Source organism: Vagococcus proximus (assembly GCF_029143285.1).
Lineage (GTDB): Bacteria > Bacillota > Bacilli > Lactobacillales > Vagococcaceae > Vagococcus_D > Vagococcus_D proximus.
Genome location: NZ_JAPDSH010000006.1, coordinates 109,106 through 129,401, shown reverse-complemented (window position 1 = coordinate 129,401; position 20,296 = coordinate 109,106). Strand labels below are relative to the sequence as shown.

At 34.8% G+C, this 20,296-nt stretch carries 21 protein-coding genes; all 21 read right to left on the bottom strand.

Annotated elements, in window-relative coordinates; genetic code table 11:
* Positions 1-18: 18 nt before the first annotated feature.
* Positions 19-939: a F0F1 ATP synthase subunit gamma gene (locus OL233_RS08720; RefSeq protein ID WP_275471936.1), complete on the bottom strand. Its 921-nt coding sequence runs from the start codon at positions 937-939 to the stop codon at positions 19-21.
* Between the two features lie 17 nt (positions 940-956).
* A complete protein-coding gene (gene atpA / locus OL233_RS08715) occupies positions 957-2,495 on the bottom strand; it encodes a F0F1 ATP synthase subunit alpha (RefSeq protein ID WP_275471935.1) in 1,539 nt (512 codons plus the stop codon).
* A gap of 28 nt (positions 2,496-2,523) precedes the next feature.
* Positions 2,524-3,066, bottom strand: a complete 543-nt coding sequence (atpH, locus tag OL233_RS08710) for an ATP synthase F1 subunit delta (RefSeq protein ID WP_275471934.1) — start codon at positions 3,064-3,066, stop codon at positions 2,524-2,526.
* Positions 3,056-3,601 carry a F0F1 ATP synthase subunit B gene (gene atpF / locus OL233_RS08705; RefSeq protein ID WP_275471933.1) on the bottom strand — a complete coding sequence of 182 codons (546 nt, stop codon included), beginning with the start codon at positions 3,599-3,601 and terminating at the stop codon, positions 3,056-3,058. The genes atpH and atpF overlap by 11 nt, the downstream gene beginning before the upstream one ends.
* A 151-nt stretch (positions 3,602-3,752) precedes the next feature.
* Positions 3,753-3,965: a F0F1 ATP synthase subunit C gene (gene atpE, locus OL233_RS08700; RefSeq protein WP_126829883.1), complete on the bottom strand. Its 213-nt coding sequence runs from the start codon at positions 3,963-3,965 to the stop codon at positions 3,753-3,755.
* 56 nt (positions 3,966-4,021) lie between these two features.
* Positions 4,022-4,753 carry a F0F1 ATP synthase subunit A gene (gene atpB / locus OL233_RS08695; RefSeq protein ID WP_275471932.1) on the bottom strand — a complete coding sequence of 244 codons (732 nt, stop codon included), beginning with the start codon at positions 4,751-4,753 and terminating at the stop codon, positions 4,022-4,024.
* Between the two features lie 514 nt (positions 4,754-5,267).
* Positions 5,268-5,726 carry an SsrA-binding protein SmpB gene (smpB, locus tag OL233_RS08690; RefSeq protein WP_126829879.1) on the bottom strand — a complete coding sequence of 153 codons (459 nt, stop codon included), beginning with the start codon at positions 5,724-5,726 and terminating at the stop codon, positions 5,268-5,270.
* 21 nt (positions 5,727-5,747) lie between these two features.
* The gene (gene rnr, locus OL233_RS08685) at positions 5,748-8,186 is read right to left on the bottom strand and encodes a ribonuclease R (protein WP_275471931.1); all 2,439 of its coding nucleotides are present in this window, start codon (positions 8,184-8,186) and stop codon (positions 5,748-5,750) included.
* A 35-nt stretch (positions 8,187-8,221) separates the two neighbouring features.
* Complete coding sequence (locus OL233_RS08680; protein ID WP_275471930.1) at positions 8,222-8,989, bottom strand: alpha/beta hydrolase; 768 nt, start codon at positions 8,987-8,989, stop codon at positions 8,222-8,224.
* A gap of 95 nt (positions 8,990-9,084) precedes the next feature.
* On the bottom strand, positions 9,085-9,321 hold the full coding sequence (gene secG, locus OL233_RS08675; protein ID WP_126829873.1) for a preprotein translocase subunit SecG: 237 nt from the start codon (positions 9,319-9,321) through the stop codon (positions 9,085-9,087).
* A 150-nt stretch (positions 9,322-9,471) separates the two neighbouring features.
* Positions 9,472-10,614: a DmpA family aminopeptidase gene (locus tag OL233_RS08670; protein WP_275471929.1), complete on the bottom strand. Its 1,143-nt coding sequence runs from the start codon at positions 10,612-10,614 to the stop codon at positions 9,472-9,474.
* A gap of 63 nt (positions 10,615-10,677) precedes the next feature.
* Complete coding sequence (locus OL233_RS08665) at positions 10,678-11,289, bottom strand: ATP-binding cassette domain-containing protein (protein WP_275471928.1); 612 nt, start codon at positions 11,287-11,289, stop codon at positions 10,678-10,680.
* A gap of 287 nt (positions 11,290-11,576) precedes the next feature.
* Entirely contained in the window at positions 11,577-11,777 is a 201-nt protein-coding gene (locus OL233_RS08660) for a CsbD family protein (protein ID WP_275471927.1), read from the bottom strand.
* A gap of 88 nt (positions 11,778-11,865) precedes the next feature.
* A complete protein-coding gene (locus tag OL233_RS08655; RefSeq protein ID WP_437184414.1) occupies positions 11,866-12,210 on the bottom strand; it encodes a nucleotide pyrophosphohydrolase in 345 nt (114 codons plus the stop codon).
* Positions 12,211-12,288: 78 nt separating this feature from the next.
* A complete protein-coding gene (locus OL233_RS08650) occupies positions 12,289-13,953 on the bottom strand; it encodes an ABC transporter permease (protein ID WP_275471926.1) in 1,665 nt (554 codons plus the stop codon).
* Position 13,954: 1 nt separating this feature from the next.
* Positions 13,955-15,034 carry an ABC transporter ATP-binding protein gene (locus tag OL233_RS08645; protein ID WP_275471925.1) on the bottom strand — a complete coding sequence of 360 codons (1,080 nt, stop codon included), beginning with the start codon at positions 15,032-15,034 and terminating at the stop codon, positions 13,955-13,957.
* A 13-nt stretch (positions 15,035-15,047) separates the two neighbouring features.
* Positions 15,048-16,088: an extracellular solute-binding protein gene (locus tag OL233_RS08640; protein WP_275471924.1), complete on the bottom strand. Its 1,041-nt coding sequence runs from the start codon at positions 16,086-16,088 to the stop codon at positions 15,048-15,050.
* Positions 16,089-16,198: 110 nt separating this feature from the next.
* The gene (locus tag OL233_RS08635) at positions 16,199-16,966 is read right to left on the bottom strand and encodes a response regulator transcription factor (RefSeq protein ID WP_275471923.1); all 768 of its coding nucleotides are present in this window, start codon (positions 16,964-16,966) and stop codon (positions 16,199-16,201) included.
* The gene (locus OL233_RS08630) at positions 16,951-18,603 is read right to left on the bottom strand and encodes a sensor histidine kinase (RefSeq protein ID WP_275471922.1); all 1,653 of its coding nucleotides are present in this window, start codon (positions 18,601-18,603) and stop codon (positions 16,951-16,953) included. Before OL233_RS08630 ends, OL233_RS08635 begins: the two co-directional genes overlap by 16 nt.
* A gap of 118 nt (positions 18,604-18,721) precedes the next feature.
* Positions 18,722-18,904, bottom strand: a complete 183-nt coding sequence (locus OL233_RS08625; RefSeq protein ID WP_275471921.1) for a hypothetical protein — start codon at positions 18,902-18,904, stop codon at positions 18,722-18,724.
* Positions 18,905-18,919: 15 nt separating this feature from the next.
* Complete coding sequence (locus tag OL233_RS08620) at positions 18,920-20,278, bottom strand: TrkH family potassium uptake protein (RefSeq protein ID WP_275471920.1); 1,359 nt, start codon at positions 20,276-20,278, stop codon at positions 18,920-18,922.
* Positions 20,279-20,296: the final 18 nt, after the last annotated feature.

Genomic DNA, 20,296 nt, shown 5'->3' with positions numbered 1-20,296 from the left:
TTCACATTCCTCCCGTTATTACTCTAATGCCGCTGCTCCGCCAACAATCTCTGTAATTTCTTGAGTGATTGCTGCTTGACGGGCACGGTTATAGGAAATAGTTAAATCGTCAATAATAGTTTTAGCATTATCTGTTGCACTCTTCATTGCAGTCATACGCGCTGCATGTTCTGCCGTTTTTGCATCTAAAATAGAACCATAAATCAAACTTTCAGCGTATTGAGGCAATAATTTATCAAGAATAGCATCTGCATTAGGTTCTAAGATGTATTCTAATTCATAAGTTTTTGCTTCAGTAGAATCTAAATCTGATACTGGTAACATTTTTTCAGCACGGAATTGAGACGATAATGAGTTAACGTGGTGGTTATAACACACGTATAATTCATCAAATACGTGATTATCATACATTTGGACAGCCGCTTTAACAATCTTACGAACTTCATCAAATGTTGGGTGATCACTTAATCCTCTTAATTCATAGGCTATTGTCATGCCACGCGTTTTGAAAAACTCAGCACCTGCACTTCCGATTGCCATCATAACATACTCGTCATCACTTTCATGATCTTCTGACAACATAGCCAGAGTTTGTTTGATAACCGAACTATTGTAGCCACCAGCTAAACCTTTGTCTGCTGTAATCACAATATATCCTGTTTTCTTAACTGGACGAGTTAGTAACATACTATGGTAATCATCTGGGTTCAGGTCATCACTACCACCTGCTGCAAAATCATTTTCCAAAGTTTCTAACTGAGTTGCCGCTAAATGAGTTACCATTTCACGGATTTTAGTTGAGTAACGTTGGAAATTACGTGATGATGCTTCAGATTTATTTAGTTTTGAACCTGATACCATTTGCATCGCGCTCGTAATTTGACTGGTTTTCTTTGTAGAGGCAATTTTTCTTTTAATTTCAATTAATGATTCAGCCACACAAATTCACCATCCTTTTAAGCGTCAGCTGACGTCTCGCTTGCAACAGAGTTTGTTGAAGCAAAGATATCTTTAAACTCATTGATTGCTTTATCCAAATCTGCTGATTCTGGTAAATTCTTAGTCTCACGAATATGAGCAAATAATTCTGGATAATTATCATCAATATGAGTGAATAGTTCACTTTCAAATTTCAAGATATCATCAACTGGAATACTATCTAAGAAACCATGAGTTAAGGCATAAAGAATCGTTACTTGTTTTTCAACAGCTAACGGTTTGTGTAAATCTTGTTTTAAGATTTCAACCGTACGACGACCTCGGTTTAATTTCGCTTGAGTTGCCGCATCTAAATCAGAACCAAATTGTGTGAAGGCTTCTAATTCACGGTAACTAGCTAAATCAAGACGAAGTGTCCCAGCTACTTGTTTCATCGCTTTAATTTGCGCTGAACCACCAACACGTGATACAGATAGTCCCGCATCAACGGCTGGTCTAACACCCGCATGGAATAAGTTATCTTGTAAGAAAATTTGTCCATCTGTGATAGAAATTACGTTTGTTGGAATATAAGCTGAGATATCTCCTGCTTGTGTTTCAACGAACGGTAACGCCGTCATAGAACCACCACCTAAGTCTTCACTTAGTTTAGCTGAACGTTCTAACAAACGAGAGTGTAAGTAGAATACATCACCTGGATAAGCTTCACGACCTGGAGGACGTCTTAATAGTAATGATAACTCACGGTAAGCGGCTGCTTGTTTTGATAAGTCATCGTATACTACTAAAACATGTTTACCATTGTACATGAATTCTTCACCAATCGCTGCTCCCGCATAAGGCGCGATATATAATAGCGGTGCTGGTTGTGAAGCACTTGCTGTTACAACGATAGTATAGTCCATTGCACCATAACGTTTTAATGTTTCAACTTGGTTACGAACGGTTGATTCTTTTTGTCCAATCGCAACATAAATACAAATCATATCTTGACCTTTTTGGTTAATGATTGTATCAATAGCGATTGATGTTTTACCAGTTTTACGGTCACCGATAATTAACTCACGTTGGCCACGACCAATCGGAACTAACGCATCAATGGCTTTCAAACCAGTTTGTAATGGTTCACCTACTGATTGACGTTGCATAACACCAGGTGCTGCAGCTTCAATCGGACGAGTGTTTGTTGTTTTAATTTCACCTAGACCATCAACAGGTTGACCTAAAGGATTAATAACACGACCGATCATAGCTTCCCCTACAGGAACATCCATGATTTTACCGGTACGTTTTACTTGATCTCCTTCACGAATAGTCTCAAAGTCTCCAAGAATGATAATCCCAACATCGTTGGATTCCAGGTTTTGAGCCATCCCGTATGAGCCATTTGAAAATTCCAATAACTCGCCACTCATAGCGTTTTCTAAACCATAAGCACGCGCAATACCATCCCCAACATATGTTACAACACCGACTTCGTCTACGACTAGGGCGTCAGCATAATTGGCGATTTGTTGTTTAATGAGCGAACTAATCTCTTTTGCTTTAATGCTCATTGATTTTCACCTCTTTTTCTCATTTCCCTTACTTAAGTAGTTCTTTATGCATTGTTTCAAGCTGTTTTTTGACACTATTGTCAATCACTTTATGCGCTGCATTAACTATTAAGCCACCTAAAATATCAGGATCTACTTTGCTTCGTAAAATAACTTTTTGATAACCGAAGTTTTTAGCAATCTCAGCTTCAACGTTTGTCACTTGTTCGTCTGTAAGAGGAACAGCTGATGTCACATCTGCTACTAAAATCCCTTTATTCTCATAGTATAAGAATTCAAATTCTTCGATAATTTGTGGCACTTCATCCATTCTTCCATATTCATAAATAACACGTAAGAATTTCGAAATGGTCTCACTAAACTCTTTGTCTAATTCATGTAGAATGTCGACTTTTTCAAAAGGTTCCAAACGGTCATCACTTAAGATACGACCTAATTCGGGAACATCTTCATAAATCTCTCTAAGAGCAACAAGCTCTTCGTGAGTTTGGTCGAGATGCTTTTCTTCTTTTGCAGTTTCATAAAGAACACGGCCATATCGTCTGTCAATCGTTAAATTTTCAGTCTTCATTTTGTGTTCCCAGCCCTTCAATATAAGAATTGATTAACTCTTTATGAGTATCAGTATTCAATTCTTTTTTCAATATTTTAGAAGCTATTTGAACTGATAAATCTGCTACTTCGTGACGAGCAGATTCAATTAATTGTTCTCTTTCTAACGCCATGTCACGTTGCGCTTTTTCACGGTAATTAAGCGCTTCTGTACGAGCTTCTGTCACAATGCTTTGCGCACTGTTCTCTGCGTTATCTTTAGCTCGTTTGATGATGACTGCCGCTTCTTTTCTTGCTAGGGTTAATTCTTCTTCACTTTGTTGACGTAAAGCATCTGCTTCAATCTTAGCTTGTTCCGCACCGTCTAAATCACTAGAGATTTTATTAGCACGCTCGTCCATGATTGCCATGATGTTACCCCAAGCGAATTTTTTAATTAAGATAATTAAAATAAGAAAAGACAAACTGACAAAAGCCATCGTAGTAAAAACAGTAGTCGGTACACTACTTATAACTAGATTATTGATCATAATCGCTCGAACTTCCTCTCTCATTTATACTAGTTTCCTGATCTTCTTATAAAGTAACATTACTATAGAAGAAATTATTACTCACTAATCGACACACTGACTAGCATTTCTTAAAAATAGAAAGAAAGCAGAGACGGTTGTCCGATACGTTCGGCGTCCTGCCTTCGTGTATATTTTATAAGAAAATTAATAGTAAAGCGATAACCACACCTAGAATTGGCACGGCCTCGATTAAACCAACACCGATAAACATTGTTGATTTTAATTCACCAGACATTTCTGGTTGGCGAGCCATACACTCGATTGTTTTAGCGATTACTTTACCATTACCATAAGCGGCCGCGATTGCTGACCCAAAAACTGCGATAGATGCTGCGATATAATTCATATTATACTTCCTCCTAATTAATCCATATACTTTTTTTGTTACATGTTACTACATTTTTAGTGCTCTGTTGCTACTTTGTGAGATAAGTAAACCATTGACAAGGTTACAAACACATACGCTTGAATACCACCGATAAAGATTGAGAATCCTATCCAAATCATTTCTAATGGAATCGCAAGAACAAATGATACAGGACCATTAACAGCTAATTTACTTGAAATAAGTGTTAACAATACTTCACCTGCATAGATGTTACCGTATAGACGAAGACCTAACGTTAAAACGTTAGTAAATTCTTCCATCAATTTTACTGGCATTAAGAATTTAGCCGGTTGGGCAAAGCTGTGATCAAAATAACCTTTTCCACCGAATTTCTCAACTCCAAAATAATTGGTTAAAAGAATAACCAATGTTGCCAACGTCAGTGTTACTAACGGATCGGCTGTTGGACTCTTCCAAAAACTGATTTCTTCACCCTGAGTGTTATGAATACCGATTTTCGTCACCAAACCCAAGATGTTTGAAACAAGAACAAATAAGAACATAGTAAACGCTAGTAAATGATAGTTATTCACTTCTTTACCAGGCAAGTTACCTTTCAAGATTCCTTTAACGAAATCAATGATCCATTCTAAAAAGTTTTGTTTCCCTGTTGGTTTCAGTTGAAGATTTCTTGAACAGTACATCACAAATCCGAAAATTATCAGACATGCCAGCAAAACCATCATACATACCGTTGCGTCAAAATCAAAACCCGCAATAGTAACAATCCAGGATTTTTCTTCCATTTTACTTCACCTCTTTTCCAAAGAGAAGATTTAAAATAACAAAAATAATAACTGAGCAATGTGTTATAAGTAAAAAATTATAGCTCTATTACTTATTGCTATTCAACACAAATTATAATACCACCATTGATTGCAAAATACAAAGTTTTTCATGAAAATAATTGATAAAAAACGATAATTTTTAAAATCACCCAAATAACAACTGTCTTCTTCTTTCTTTTGAATCATTTGTTTTTTCAATTTCTGGCAATATCTCAATCACTACTCTACGAAACTTCTTTCTCCTCCCATTCAAAATAGTCTATTACAACCTCTATCCTATCAAAGTTTTCACTAATTTTAAAGGATTATGTGAATTATTTAGCCACTATTAGTTTTATACTTTAAACTAAAACAGTAAAACCTCACAAATACTGTTATTCCAAGGTTTTTTTTATGCCATTTTTATAAAAAAAAGAAAAAAACTTTGGTATTTGGTATAAACTATCACATACCTCACAAAGTTCTTCTCTTTTTATCTATTCTTTAATGTTCGTTCAATCTCACGATTAATATCTCGACGTTTTAAGTCTTCACGCTTATCATAACTTTTTTTACCTTTACATACACCAATCAATACTTTGGCATAACCATTTTTAATGTAAACTTTTAAAGGTACCAATGTTATACCCGCATTCTTAGTTTCACCAATCAACCGCTCGATTTGTTTTTTCTTCATTAGTAACTTTCTAGTTCTCAATGGTTCGTGATTGAATAAATTCCCTTGTTCATAGGGACTAATATGGACATTGTGTAAGAAAACTTCTCCATTTCTCACTCTTGCAAATCCATCTTTTAAATTCATGCGACCATTTCTAATGGCTTTAATTTCTGTTCCTTGCAACACCATACCTGCTTCAATTGTATCGATAACTGTATAATCGTGGCGCGCTTTTCTATTTTGAGCAATTAGTTTTCCTTCACCTTTAGGCATTTTCATTCCCCCAACTCTTAGCTACTTTTTCTTTTTACCTTTTTTCTTCGCTACTTCTTTATAAAAAGGCTTCTTACCTTTTTTCTTTTTAGACTTACCATATTTCTCATCTCTATCGGTATGAGCTTTCGGTTTGCTATTTAACTTAACTTTCAATTGTTTTGTATCACGACCTTGTTTACGACCTGAAGGCTTATCTTTGCCTCTAGACTGTCTATCTCGGTCTCTACCGCTTCGTTCACGGCCTCCACCACGTCGTTCACGTTTTTGAATGTCTACTTTATCTTTTTCGGCTAACTCTTCAGCTGATATCAATTCAAAATCAATCTCGCGCGTCACAGGATCAGCTTTTGTTACTTTGATGACTACTTTTTGGCCAATACGGTAAGTTGTTCTAGAACGTTCTCCTACAAGAGCTAAATGACTTTCAACAAATTGGAAGTACTCAGGTAACTTGCTAATGTGAATTAAGCCTTCTACTGTATTTGCTAATTCAATAAACATACCAAACTTAGTAATCGAACCAATAACACCTTCAAACTCTTGACCTACTTTATCCACCATAAACTCAGCTTTCTTAAGCGAATCCGTATCGCGTTCTGCGTCAACTGCGCGCCTTTCCATCTGCGAACTATGAAGGGCAATATCTGGTAAATGCTCCTGCCATTTTTCTTTCGTCTCATCAGAAATCGGTTTCGATTGATATGACTTAATTAAACGGTGAACAATTAAATCAGGATAGCGTCGAATTGGAGAGGTAAAATGAGTGTAATCCTCTGCAGCTAAACCATAATGCCCTACAGCATCTTCACTATACTTAGCTTGTTGCATACTTCTTAATAACATCTTATTAATAACCGCTTCTTCAGGTTTTCCTTTCACCTGATTTAAAGCACTTTGTAATTCTTTAGGAGATATATCTTCTTTTGTTCCTTTAACCATAATACCAAAGTTTGTAGCAAATTCGAAGAAACGTTGCATTTTATCTTCTTTAGGCTGTTCATGAATACGGTAAATAAATGGTAATTTTTGAGAATTGAAATGTTTAGCAACAGTTTCATTAGCCATTAGCATAAACGACTCTATCAAACGCTCACCTAATCCTCGATCTCTCAATTGAATTTCAACAGGATTACCAATTTCATCTACTATAATTTTAGCCTCTTTGTCTTCAAATGAAATAGCACCGCGCTCTATTCTCATCCCTTCAAGAATCTTATGTAGCGCGCCCATTTCGTTAAACATAGGAACTAACTCTTTATATTGAGCTAGTGTATCAGAATTCTTATCTTCTAATATTTCATTAACAGCTGTATACGTCATTCGCTCTGCTGTTTGAATAACACTTTCAAAGATATCGTAATTTACAACATGACCCGTTTCATCAATCTCCATCTCACAACTCATTGCAAGTCTTGGGACTTTAGGATTAAGTGAACAGATTCCATTTGATAAACGGTGAGGAATCATCGGAATCACACGGTCCGTCAAGTACACACTTGTTGCACGTTCGTAAGCTTCAATATCCATAGGGCTACCCTCAGTAACATAATGAGAAACATCTGCAATATGAACCCCTAAGAAATAGTTACCATTTGATAAACGACGGACTGTAACGGCATCATCTAAATCTTTTGCATCTGCCCCATCAATTGTAACAAGTACTTGGTCTCGACAATCACGACGTTTTTTTATATCTTCTTCAGAAATAGTATCAGGAACACTATCCGCATGGGTCAATACATCATCTGGGAATTTTGTTGGAATACCATGTTGCATCACAATACTTAAAATATCCATCCCTGGGTCATTTTTATGCCCTACTGTTTGCTTAACTAATCCTTCTAATGCTGTTGGAAATTCTGGTTCAGGGTAATGTGTTACTTCAACAACTACAATCGTTCCTTCAACAGGTTTAATCCCTTCAGCTGGGATAAAGATTTTATAGTTAGACATTTTTTTATCTTGCGGTTTAACATACCCATACAAATCTGTTTCTTGTGTTTTTTCTTCAGTAAACGGAATAAACTCTCCCACCACTTGGGTCATAGCACGTTCTACGATTTCGACAATTTTACCTTCCGCTGTCTTATCTTCGATATGATTAGCAGGTTGGATTATATCGATCTTAACTGTATCGCCATTTAACGCAAATCCAGTGTGATCTTTAGAGATATAAACATCGCTCTCTTCACCTTCGATAGAAACAAAGCCAAACCCACGTTCATTCGCCCTAAATAATCCTTCTACTAATACTTCTTTAGGTGGTAATTTAATTTTACCTTTTTTGGTAAACATAATTGTTTTTTCACGTTCCATTGTGGCAATAGTTTGGACAAGTACCTTAAAGTCTTCTCCTTTTGCAAAATTCAATAATTCTGCTAGCTCTTCCATTGAAAAACTTTTCTTATCGCTTGCTTTTATACCTGCAAGTATCTTATCTTTTATTGTTTCTTTCATTTGTTCTCCTCGGGGTGCTTCTTCAACAACCTATCTTAATTAGGTTGGCACCAATTTAAATTATTTATGAATAATAGGACATCCTCTTGTAATTGTTTTTTTTCAGGTCCTACAGTAATCACATGGCCACTTTCTGGGTACCACTTCACAACAGAAGGAGAGGCCTTTAGTTGTTTTTCAACCTCATACACATCATTCGGATTAATCATTTTATCTTTTGCAGCTTGAACAAGCAGTGTCGGTTGCGTGACATAGGGTAGCTGATTGAAGACTTTAGAACTAAATTCTTTTATCTCATCAAGCTGTCTCGGTAATAGCTTTTCTATATCCATTAAACGGCGATTAATTTCTACTTCTTCACATACTGATTTTTTCATAACCATCTTAGCATAGTATAAAAATGTTGGAAAAATATTAGTTTCATTTTCTGGTGTGATCGGCGAACAAAATTCGCCCCCTCCAATTACCTGTTCCATATCATCCGTCACCGCACTCATAGCAAATAATCCACCTAATGATAAACCAAAAACAGCAACCTCATCATAACCATTCGCATGAAACTCTTGCAAATAACCGTCAAGTTGTTTTTTCCAAATACTTGGACCAGCTTCTAAAATATCTTCCGGACGAGCTGTGCCATGTCCTTCGAATAAAGGCATTAACACCGTATAGCCTTGATTATTTAGGTATCGACCTAACGATCTAACATCATTTGGTGTCCCCGTATAAGCATGCATCAAAATAACAGCACGTTTTCCCCCTCTGAAAAATACAGTTTTAGGTAATGTTTGTTTAATAGTCACTTATTCTTCACTCCGCTCATATTATCTATTAATCATTCTTATACTACCATTGTACCTAAAAAAGCCCCCTGTTCAAAACAGGAGGCCTTCGTTTTTTACTTAGATGATAAGTAGGCTAATACTAAAGCAAGTAAAACCCAGACAACACCTAATACAGCTGTTGCTTTTTGCATAACTGCTTCAAACCCACGCGCTTTTTGTTTACCAAATAATTGGTCTGCGCCACCAGTAAAAGCACTTGCTGCACTATTTTGCTTACTTGGTTGCATCATTACGGCAATGATGATTAAAATCGAAACGGCGATCATAACGCCTAATAGAAAATTACTCACGTGTTGAAACCTCCCTATTCTGTCCATATTACTCTTTTATGATTTTATCATACTTTTTTATATAAAACTAGCTATTATTAACTTTAATATTTTGAATAATAACATCTAAAAATAAAAATTATTTAGAAAATAGCTTCAAATACTTACACTCTACTCTGATTCAACTAAGCAATCTGGACGATATTCTCTAACAATCGACTTCACTTCATCATGTGGTATCGCGTAATAAGTATTGCCGTTACGCCCTACTAAATCATCAGCGGCAAACAAAGCATTTAAAATAGCTTCCTCTACAGACTGTACAACCGCATTATATAAAGGATCAATCAAATCATCACCTAGTACATCTGCTGTACTTGTAGATGTGGTATATGCTTTTTCATTAGCAGTAGAAAAAGCCAAGAAAATATCACCAGAGCCGTTTTCACATCCCGCACCTAATTCTCCTAAACCAATCGGAACTCTTTTACATAATTTAGTAAGCTGTGTTGGAGAGAGGGGAGCATCTGTTGCTAGTACTACAATAATAGAACCTGAACCAGGTTTTGGTGCATCTGTATTCAAGACTGCTTGATGCCCTTCAATCAACTTACCGATTGGCAGACCATACACTTTAAATTTATCTCTTGGTCCGTGATTAGCTTGGACGAAAGCTCCTACTGTATAGCCACCCTCTTCTTTTGGCAAGACACGGGAAGAAGTTCCTGAACCACCTTTGAATCCGTGGCATTTCATCCCAGTCCCACCACCAACATTACCTTCCGCAGGTGTACCTGATTTAGCATTTTTTAGAGCTTCCATAACATGCTTTTCTTCCACATGAAAACCATTCGTATCATTTAACATTCCATCCCATGTTTCACCTACAACCGGGTAAAAGAAGCTACAATTTTCAACTGGCTTGCCATTCATAATCAAGGGATAATAAAACTTATTTTGGACCATCCATTTCGCAAGACTATCTCTTACAATTCCAACACTGTGAGTATTTGTAATCCCAATAGGACCATGTAAAAATCCTGAATCATCAATCCAATGAGAACCGGTCATCTCACCATTTCCATTCAAATCAAAACGGCCTGCATAAACAGCACTTCTTTTTTTCCCCCTTGGTAAAATCGTTGTCACACCTGTTCGAGCAAAATTAGAGAAATCGCCTTTATAATCAGCAGGTTCACCTAACCAAACTGTACTATAACCAACTTCAACACCAGTTACATCTGTAATTGCATTATACATCCCCGGTACACCATCTAATTTAAAACCTTCTTCTCTAAATCTTTTTTTTTCCAATAAAATCACTCCCACATTAAGAATTATGTCGTCAACATTAGCAAGACTCGTCGTATCATTTCTCTAAACAAAACGATGAATTTGTCTACCTTCAATTAGATATATAATATCACAAATCTCCGTCAAATCCTTCTCATGAGGGCTAGTCACGACCATTGTATAGTGATTTTGCATCATTTTTATTATAAGGGCCTTTATTTCGATTTTTGAAAAAGTATCTAGACCATAGAAAGGTTCATCAAATATTACCAATTCTCTATTAAATAAAATTGTTTTAGCAATCATAACTTTTTTCTTATTCATACAGGAATAGTCACAAAGTGGTGTTAAACTTTTTCTATCAAGACCAACCTCTTCCAAGACTTGAATCCAATCCCTTGTATTCCCCTTTTTATCCAATTCTATAATAGACTCAAAATAACATTGTATCGTTTCTGATGAGTTTAATTCTTCTTTCCCATCAACTAACCCCACTGGTGTCGCGCTATCCCATATAATTTGACCCTCATACTCCGTATCTAAACCAGCCAACATATAGCATAAATAAGTTTTTCCGACATTATTTTTCCCCAATAAACCTAAAATCTTTTTTTCAGGAATCTTTAAATTAGTATTTATAAAATAATAACTGAACCCTACTTTTTTAGTAAGATTTCTCATCTCCAATTGAGCCATACTATTCTCCTACTCTTCTTTTATGACTGTAAGCATACCTCAACATTGTCTTTTAAATTCATTTTTTCGATGGTTAGCTTACTTATTTTTCCGAATTATTTCAAAAAACAAAGAATGTTATTAATTATAGCCCTTTTATGAACAAATGTGAATACTTTTCCAAAAATATTAGATTTAATACATAAACAAATAAATATATCCTTTTATTTCTCAATAAACCGCTTTAATACGCAAAAAAGACCTGTTAGCTTGAATCGCTAACAGGTCTTTTTTTGTTTTATTTTAAATTATTCTTCCTTATCTGAATGCTTAACATGATCAATTGTATCATTTACTTTATGAGAAATGTCATCGACTAATTCCTCACCTTTTTCTTTTAACTTTCCTAAACCTTCTTGGAGTTTACCTTCTAATTCCTTAGAACCATCATCAGTTACTTTACCGATTCCTTCTTTAGCTTTTCCTAATAATTCATCTTTATTCACCATGATATTACCTCCTTCTTAAGTATATGTCTATTATGTCATAACACGTGTTATTTGAAAAGTAATACGCATTTTAACTATAACAGTCCTATTACTTGTTAGCAGGTTTTACCTCTAAATTATGTGTTCTTTCTACTGGATACTTTATCCCATTTTTCACGATTTTATTGCGAACAATTTCTTTAATGTCTAAATCTAAATCATCTGCTAACATCATTAAATAAATGTAAACATCTGCAATCTCATCCTTAATATTTTCCATATCAGCCTCTACTGCTTGCTGATCATTCTTCCATTGAAAGTTTTCTAATAACTCAGATGCCTCCAAACAAACTGAAATCGCTAAATCCTTATGCGTATGAAACGGACGCCAATTTCTCTCATCTCTAAACTCATTTATTTCTTTCATCAATTCTTCCATCCGACTCATCTCCATTTTTTATAATACTTCCATTATAACCCAGTCTCTCCAAACAATAAAACACTTCACTCGTTAGTGAAGTGTTTTAAATAGCTACATCGTAATCGTGTCGCTTTTTGTCACTTTCATAAATAGTAACAACGACGCCACTGTTATAGCTGTTAAAATTGTAGAAAGCGCCGCTGCAATTCCATAATTTCCACGAATAACTTCTGTATAGATTGCTACTGGCATGGTCTTAGTATTAACATTGTACAGTAAAATAGAAGTTGATAATTCTGAAATCATAGTAATCCAACTTAAGATAGCACCTGAGACAATCCCTGATACCATCATTGGAACGGTTATTTTACAGAACGTATTTATCTTGCTACTTCCTAAGCTCGATGCCGCCTCTTCAATCGAATCAGGAATTTGTCCTAATGTCGCAACTGAAGAACGGATGGTATAAGGTAAACGTCTAACAGTTAATGAAATAACGATAATTAAAGCTGTCCCCGTGATAGCTAAGAAACCAGAGCCACCAATCCCGGTATTAAAGGCTGCTAAGAATGCAATCCCTAAAACAGTCCCTGGTACAATATAAGGAACCATACTTAGAATATCAATCGCTGAAGTTAAAATATTTTTCTTTTTAACAGTCAAATAAGAAATAAATACCGCAAATATTACAACAATCACTAGAGCCATTAATGGAATTCTAATCGTATTAAATATAGCTGATCCCATTCGGTTAAATGCCTCTGTATAGCTGTTTAACGAATAGCCTGATACAAATACCATCCCTTTAGTATTTTGGAAAGATGTATACATTAAATAAAGTTGAGGTAAAATGGCAAGGAAAACAATACCATAAGACACAACATAGATAATACCTCGTTTGAGACCAGATACCTTTCTTTCTGCTACCGGATGTAACGAACTCATCGTAAATGTGTTTTTGTTTGATACATATTTTTGTATCAAGAAAATAGTTAAGGCAATAATAATCGCAATCACCGCGAGAGATGAGGCGAATGAAGCATTTCCCCCAACTTCACTCATAAACTCTGTATAAATCAAGACTGGAAAAGTTCGATACCCTTCACCAATTAACATCGGTGTCCCAAAATCAGAGAACGCACGCATAAAGACTAGCAATGCCCCAGCTAAAATTGTTGGCAGTAACAGTGGTAAAATCACTTTAAAGAAACGTGATAATCCACTACATCCCATACTTTCTGCTGCTTCAAGTAATGAATTATCAATACTTTTAAAAGCACCACTAACATATAAGAAAATCAGTGGGAATAATTGTAAAGTGAAAACCAATGTTATTCCTTTAAATCCATAAATATCTGGCATCACAAAACCAAACGTTTGTGATAGAAATGTCGTAATAATACCACTACGACCTAAAAGTAATATCCATGAATAAGCCCCAACAAAAGGAGCTGACATTGAGGCAATGATAATGAGAATTTGTAAAACTTTTTTCCCTTTAAATTCATACATTGCAAATAAATATGCTAAAAGAATACCAACAATTAAAGCACAAACCGTTGCGGTTAATGAAACTTTAAAACTATTAATTAAGGTTTCAGAGTAATACGTCTTAGAGAAGAACGTAACGAAATTTTCAAATGATACATTCCCTGATACGATAATCGCTTGTTTTAATAAACTTCCTAGTGGATAAACTAGAAAAATTAAATATGTTGCTAATATAAACAAGGAGGAGCCATTCCAAATGTCCCATTTAAATTTTTTCTTTCTCATCCTACTCACCACCTAGTAAATTCTGACTACCATCCTCATTGAAGACATTAATTTTTTGCGTATTAATTTCAAGATAAATCCGGTCTCCTGCTGTCAAATCTTCTTCAAATGTTGACTCTTCTGTTACTTGGATTTTTTGGTTGCCACCTAAATTTAAATAGTACTCTGTATTCAAACCTAGATAAATACTGTCAATAACATCAGCTGCAATACCATGATCGCCTGTTCTAACAAACTCTTCTGGGCGAATACTAATTTTTACCTTCTGCTCCTCAACGTGATTAAGTTGAGGGAAAGGTAGCTCATAATGATTCGGAAAAACCAGAACAGCTTTACTCTCTTTTTTCACTAATCTACCTTCAATCACATTTGTTCTTCCAATAAATGAAGCCACAAAGATATTACTTGGACGATGATATAATTCTTTTGGACGGCCTACTTGTTGAATTTTGCCATCTCTAAGTACCGCAATTTTATCCGAAATCGCCATAGCTTCTTCTTGATCATGAGTCACATAAACTGTTGTAATCCCAACCTCTTTTTGAATCTCACGAATAGCTTGACGCATATCAATTCGTAACTTAGCATCCAAGTTACTTAGAGGCTCATCCATAAGTAACACATCAGGACTAATCGCAATCGCTCTTGCTAAAGCCACACGTTGTTGTTGCCCACCACTCAATTGATCAGGTTTACGATCTTGATATTGGTCAATCTGCATTAATTTTAAATAAGTATCCGTTTTGTCTTTAATCTCTGTTTTTGAAAGTTGGCGTTGCTTCAAACCAAATTCTACATTTTGACGAACTGTTAAATTAGGAAAAATAGCATAATTCTGGAATACCATCCCGATATTACGTTTGCTAGGCTCCTTGTCATTAATCCGTTCATCATTGAAATAAAAATCGCCACCTTCGATTGAATTAAAACCGGCAATCATTCTAAGCAAAGTGGTTTTACCACATCCTGACGGGCCTAATAGAGTAAAGAGAGACCCATCTGGGATATCAACGGATAAATCTGGAATAACTTCTAATCCGTTGTATATTTTTTTAGCATGATTTATAGTAATTTTACTCATTTTGACTACTCCTCTATTTATTAGATTGAATGTCTACATAGACATCACTGTATTTTTTAACAATATCTTGTTTATTTTTAATTACATATTCTTGGTCTTCTTCAATTGTTTTAATATCAGATAGCGGTTTCATATTTTCGCTAGTTTCAGCGTCTTTTCTAACAGGACGATTTGTTGTCGTTGTTCCTAAAATATCTTGAACTTCTTTTGAGATAACATAGTCAACAAATTTCTTGGCATTCTCTTCATGGACAGAATTTTTGATAATCGCTGCACTTGCTGGTAGGAAAACGGTTCCCTCTTCTGGATAAATAATTTCTACATCTGCCCCGTCATTTAATAACTTCACACTAGGATCTTCATACGTTAACCCTATTGTCATCTCACCGTCAGCTACTGTTTTATAAACATTGCTAGAACTTGATGAAATTTTACCATCAACTAACGTAAAGACATCTTTAACATAATCCCAAGCTTTTTCATCTTCATAACCACCTTTTGCTAATAACATATTAGTTAACTGAGCAAAGGCACTTGATGAATTAGCTGGGTCTGCTGTCGAGATTTTCCCTTTAAATGATTCATCTAATAGATCACTATAGCCTTTTATTTTTTTGTCACCAATTAATTTCTTATTAGCTAAAATAACACTGCCATCAATCGTGTATGGTGTATAATATCCTGTTTTATTTTGATACTCATCTACTACATTTTCATTCTCTTTAGACGTGTACTTTTCAAATAAATCTGTGCTCTCTGCGTATTGGGAATAAGCACCACCCCAGATTACATCAGCCACAGGTGCTTCTTTTTCAGTTTCTAATTTCTTGAATAATTCACCTGTTCCAGCTTGAACGAGTTCAACTTTAATTCCATATTTCTCTTCAAAACCTGGAATGACCGCATCACTTAATCCTTCTGAATTGGGTGAATAGATGATAATTTTCTTTTCATCTGACTTCCCGCTGGCTTTATCCTCATTTTTAGCAGAGCATCCCACCAATAACGCTGCTGATGCAACCAAAACTCCCAAACTTAAATAGATTTTTTTCATTACAATACCCCTTTTCTTTAATTGATACCCTAATTGTAAGCGCATACTATCGTTAAGACTATCCAAAAATAATTTGATTTCGGTAAAAATAATCGCAAAAAAATGCTTCCTTATTCAACTAAGGAAGCAAAATCTGATACGCACATGCCTGTGTACTTATTAAAAACTTTATTAAAATACTTATATTCCTTAAATCCACACGCTGACGCAATTTCATAGACTTTATGCTTGTTTTTTATCATTTCAACTGCTTTTTGAATACGATAACGGTTCATAAACTCATTAAAGGTATAGTGTGTTGCTTTCTTAAATCGTGCCTGTAAGACTGACTTACTATAATTTAACTCGTGTTCTAACTCCTCCAAAGTTATTTTTTCACCATAGTGTGTCTCAATATAATGAATCATCTCTAACACCAGCTCATCTGTCATCTCTTGTTTTTGAAAAACCAATACCTCTTTCGAAAGCGCACAATTTTTAGCAGACAGTTGTTCGTGATAAAGACTCTGCATTTCTTTATGTTCGATTGCTTTTTTTATAGAGAGAGCCAACTTATCCATATCAAGAGGCTTTAATAAAAATTCTGTTACCCCAAACTTGATTGCTTGCTGAGCCATTTTAAACTCGTTAACACCTGAAATAATGATAGTACTATAAACCATATCTTGCGTTTCCTCTAACATATCAAATGCATTTTTCACAGGCATATTTATGTCACTGATTACAATATCCGGATTCAATTCTCTAATCATTTCAATACCAATTTGCCCATTAGACGCTTCACCTACGACCAAACAATTATATTTCGCATAATCAAATCCATAGACAATTCCTTTGCGTATAATCTTTTCATCTTCGACTACTAGAACCTTATACATGACTCGCCACCCCCTGTTTCAATAATCATTTCCACCACTGTTTGCACATCTGCACGGTAAATGGTGAATGTACTACCTGGATACATTAATTCTAATCGTCTTTTACAATTCATTAAGCCATGGTGATTTTGATTAGGATTAGGGTTAACTAACTGAGATAACAACGATTCGATATCTTCTGGACTCATAATCTCACCATCATCCATATAAGTTATCTGTATTTTTTTATCCGTTAAAGCTTTAATATCAATAATGACTGCTAATTGAGATTTATCTCTAAACCCATATTTCAAACTATTTTCAATTAAAGGTAATATCAATAATTTTGGAATCATTACCTCTTCACATACCGGACTACACCTGACACTATATGAAAAATCATCAAATCTAATAGCTGCAATCTCCAAGTATTTTTTTATATACGTCAAATCATCTCTCAACGAAGGCGTCGTAATCGTTTCATCAATACTGTACCTCAGAATATCATTTAACAATAAAATAAGTCGATTTGTTAAAGCTGTATCATAAAAACAGCTACTTCTAATAACCTCAAGAGTATTATATAAAAAATGAGGATTAAATTGTGCCTCTAGTTTTTTTCGTTCAAAAATCAAATTTTCGTTAGCTAATCGTATATTTTGATCGTATGAATTGTTTAACCGTACAAGCATTTTATTAATTGCATCCGCAATATCATAAAACTCATCCTTTCCCTCTATTTCAATACGATGTGTAGAATCGTTCATCACTTTTTCCATCTCTGTTTTTAATTTGTATACCGATTCAGAATTATTTTGAGAAAATCGTTTGACAAAATAAATTGCGAATAACATCATTATGCCAAATAGTGGTGCCATATAGTAAAAAACTCGTTGTACGATTAACCCTAAAGGTTCATGCTCAGTAAAGGTTACAACATTCATCCCTTTAGATAAGGCTAATTTATGAGAACTATATTGATTCCCTTGATACTCAAAATGTTCGGCTAAGAAATGAGCTTTAACCTTCTTTAAACTTGATTCAATAAATTGTGTAGACGAAGATGCTAATACATTATCAAAATCATCATAAATAATATAGTTCGCTCCAACACGGTTCAGCTTATTTTCTAGCTCTCTTTGATCTATCATTTCTACAACGAATCCTTTATTTGCCAACTGTTTTATCAATAACAAATAACGATTTCGTTCCCCATCAGTAAATGTTTTAAATCGCAAGTCCTCCGGTTTTTTTGATTCCGTAAGAACTAGACTCAAATAGTAACTTAATCGTGGGTCGTCTAAAAACTTACTCGACGTTGTAAATGCTAAGTCATTGTTTGATGTTAATAAAATTAAATCACTTTTCATGGCCTGATGACTCTGAAATACTGAAAATTGATAATAAATCGCTGCTTCCTCTATCTTATTTGATAAATAATTTTTATATAGCTCTTTATTCCCATCATATAAGCGATTAAAATCAGTTTCTAATGAAGAAAATACATCTGAAATCTCTGTTTCTTGTCTAGATAATAATTTTCTAGACGTTGTTAAATCATAATAATAAAGTCCGATTCCTAAACCTATAGTAGATAAAATAATCAATATTACGCTATAAATAAACATTTCCTTTTTCAATTTCTTTTGAAATGTCATGTTTTAAAAACCTCCCAAAGAAAACGATTTCATTTTTGTCAACATCTTAAAAACACTTAAACAATACCAATCTTACTATCTGTTGTCAAAAAGAAAAAGCATTCCGGGCCGAATGCTTTTAGAAAACTAATATTATAAAGTCTATTAACGCCTCCATTACGGTTAAGACTAACGCTTTTACTATCGAATGTTTTGCTTTTCTTTTCTTAAAATAGTCTCGGTATGACTTAAAGGATAAGGTCACAATGCTTAGCAGTATTAATGCAAGTACAACTAGACTTACTGGTATCATTAATTTCACTTTATCCCCCTCCCCCTAACCAATTAATATACTTTCTTGAGGATATTTAACTTTACCCGTTGTGTTCTTATCTTCTTTTCTCACAAGAGTAAATAACACGGTGTAGATACCTACTCTTCCAATAAACATTAAAATTATCATGACAATTTTACCTATAGTTGTCAGTTCAGCCGTTAAACCACCGCTTAAACCTACTGTAGCTAAAGCCGATACTACTTCAAAAATAATGTAATCCATCCCTTTGTCTACAGGTATCGTTTCGGTTAATAGTAGAATAAAACTTGTGACAGCGATTAAACTAATACCAATAAAGAAAATAACAAAAGCTTTTCTTACCACTTGCTCTGAAATACGTCTCTCCTGAAATTCTACATCTTTACGTCCTCTTAAAATGCTTCTAACAACTAAAATCAACACACCGAATGTTGTTGTTTTAATCCCACCGGCAGTTGAACCCGATGTGCCACCAATAAACATTAGAAAAATTGTGACAAATAAGCCAGCATAGCTCAACGTTCCGTAATCTATTGTCGCAAAGCCAGCTGTACGAGGCGTCACACTTAAGAAGATATAATTGATAAACTGATTAAATCTACTACCCGTGTTAAACGCTAAGGCACCATTTGAAAAATCTGTTAAATAAAAAAAGACTGTGCCTAAAATTAAAAGAGCCCCTGTAATGATTAACGATAGCTTTGTATGAATCGTTAACTTTCGTCGTTTTGAAAAACTTAGAATATCAGACCATACTAAAAAGCCTAAACCTCCAGAAATAATCAAGAAACTAAACACTACTAAAATATAAGGCGACTCTTGATAACTCATCAAACTGTCACCAAATAAATCAAAACCGGCATTACAAAATGCAGAAACCGAGTGAAAGACACTATAGAAACTCCCTTTCAGCCACCCATATTCAGGAATCCATTTAAATGAAAAAAGGACAGCTCCAATTCCTTGAATAATAAGAGCTGATTTCAAAACAAAAAGCATTAAACTAACTAATCCAGAAAAAGAATCGACATTTAAACTGTCTCTTAGCACCATTCTTGATTTGAAAGATAGTTTTTTTCTAAGAGCGATGGCTAACATGACTCCCACCGACATAAATCCTAACCCACCAATCTCAATTAAACACATAATGATAAATTGTCCCAATGTATTAAATTGGTCGGCTACCGATACCGTAGCCAACCCCGTTACACACACAGCAGATGTGGCGATAAACAAGGCATCTAAAAATGTCGTTTCATTCCCCGCTCTTGTAGTAAACGGGAGTGCTAATAAACAGGCTCCTAATAGGATTAACAGGATAAAACCAATTGTTATTTTTTTTACGGTATCTAGTTCTCTAAAACGTTTTTTAATAGTCATTCATCTGTTCCTTTACAC

What these genes read in the sequence shown, in the direction of transcription:
- OL233_RS08620 (WP_275471920.1), bottom strand. Translation starts at nt 20,278, where the DNA reads ATGACTATTAAAAAACGTTTTAGAGAACTAGATACCGTAAAAAAAATA.
- atpA (WP_275471935.1), bottom strand. Translation starts at nt 2,495, where the DNA reads ATGAGCATTAAAGCAAAAGAGATTAGTTCGCTCATTAAACAACAAATC.
- atpE (WP_126829883.1), bottom strand. Translation starts at nt 3,965, where the DNA reads ATGAATTATATCGCAGCATCTATCGCAGTTTTTGGGTCAGCAATCGCG.
- OL233_RS08650 (WP_275471926.1), bottom strand. Translation starts at nt 13,953, where the DNA reads ATGAGAAAGAAAAAATTTAAATGGGACATTTGGAATGGCTCCTCCTTG.
- rnr (WP_275471931.1), bottom strand. Translation starts at nt 8,186, where the DNA reads ATGAAAGAAACAATAAAAGATAAGATACTTGCAGGTATAAAAGCAAGC.
- OL233_RS08655 (WP_437184414.1), bottom strand. Translation starts at nt 12,210, where the DNA reads ATGGAGATGAGTCGGATGGAAGAATTGATGAAAGAAATAAATGAGTTT.
- atpB (WP_275471932.1), bottom strand. Translation starts at nt 4,753, where the DNA reads ATGGAAGAAAAATCCTGGATTGTTACTATTGCGGGTTTTGATTTTGAC.
- OL233_RS08630 (WP_275471922.1), bottom strand. Translation starts at nt 18,603, where the DNA reads ATGACATTTCAAAAGAAATTGAAAAAGGAAATGTTTATTTATAGCGTA.
- atpF (WP_275471933.1), bottom strand. Translation starts at nt 3,601, where the DNA reads ATGAGAGAGGAAGTTCGAGCGATTATGATCAATAATCTAGTTATAAGT.
- OL233_RS08635 (WP_275471923.1), bottom strand. Translation starts at nt 16,966, where the DNA reads ATGTATAAGGTTCTAGTAGTCGAAGATGAAAAGATTATACGCAAAGGA.
- OL233_RS08640 (WP_275471924.1), bottom strand. Translation starts at nt 16,088, where the DNA reads ATGAAAAAAATCTATTTAAGTTTGGGAGTTTTGGTTGCATCAGCAGCG.
- OL233_RS08660 (WP_275471927.1), bottom strand. Translation starts at nt 11,777, where the DNA reads ATGGTGAATAAAGATGAATTATTAGGAAAAGCTAAAGAAGGAATCGGT.
- atpH (WP_275471934.1), bottom strand. Translation starts at nt 3,066, where the DNA reads ATGAAGACTGAAAATTTAACGATTGACAGACGATATGGCCGTGTTCTT.
- OL233_RS08645 (WP_275471925.1), bottom strand. Translation starts at nt 15,034, where the DNA reads ATGAGTAAAATTACTATAAATCATGCTAAAAAAATATACAACGGATTA.
- OL233_RS08665 (WP_275471928.1), bottom strand. Translation starts at nt 11,289, where the DNA reads ATGGCTCAATTGGAGATGAGAAATCTTACTAAAAAAGTAGGGTTCAGT.
- smpB (WP_126829879.1), bottom strand. Translation starts at nt 5,726, where the DNA reads ATGCCTAAAGGTGAAGGAAAACTAATTGCTCAAAATAGAAAAGCGCGC.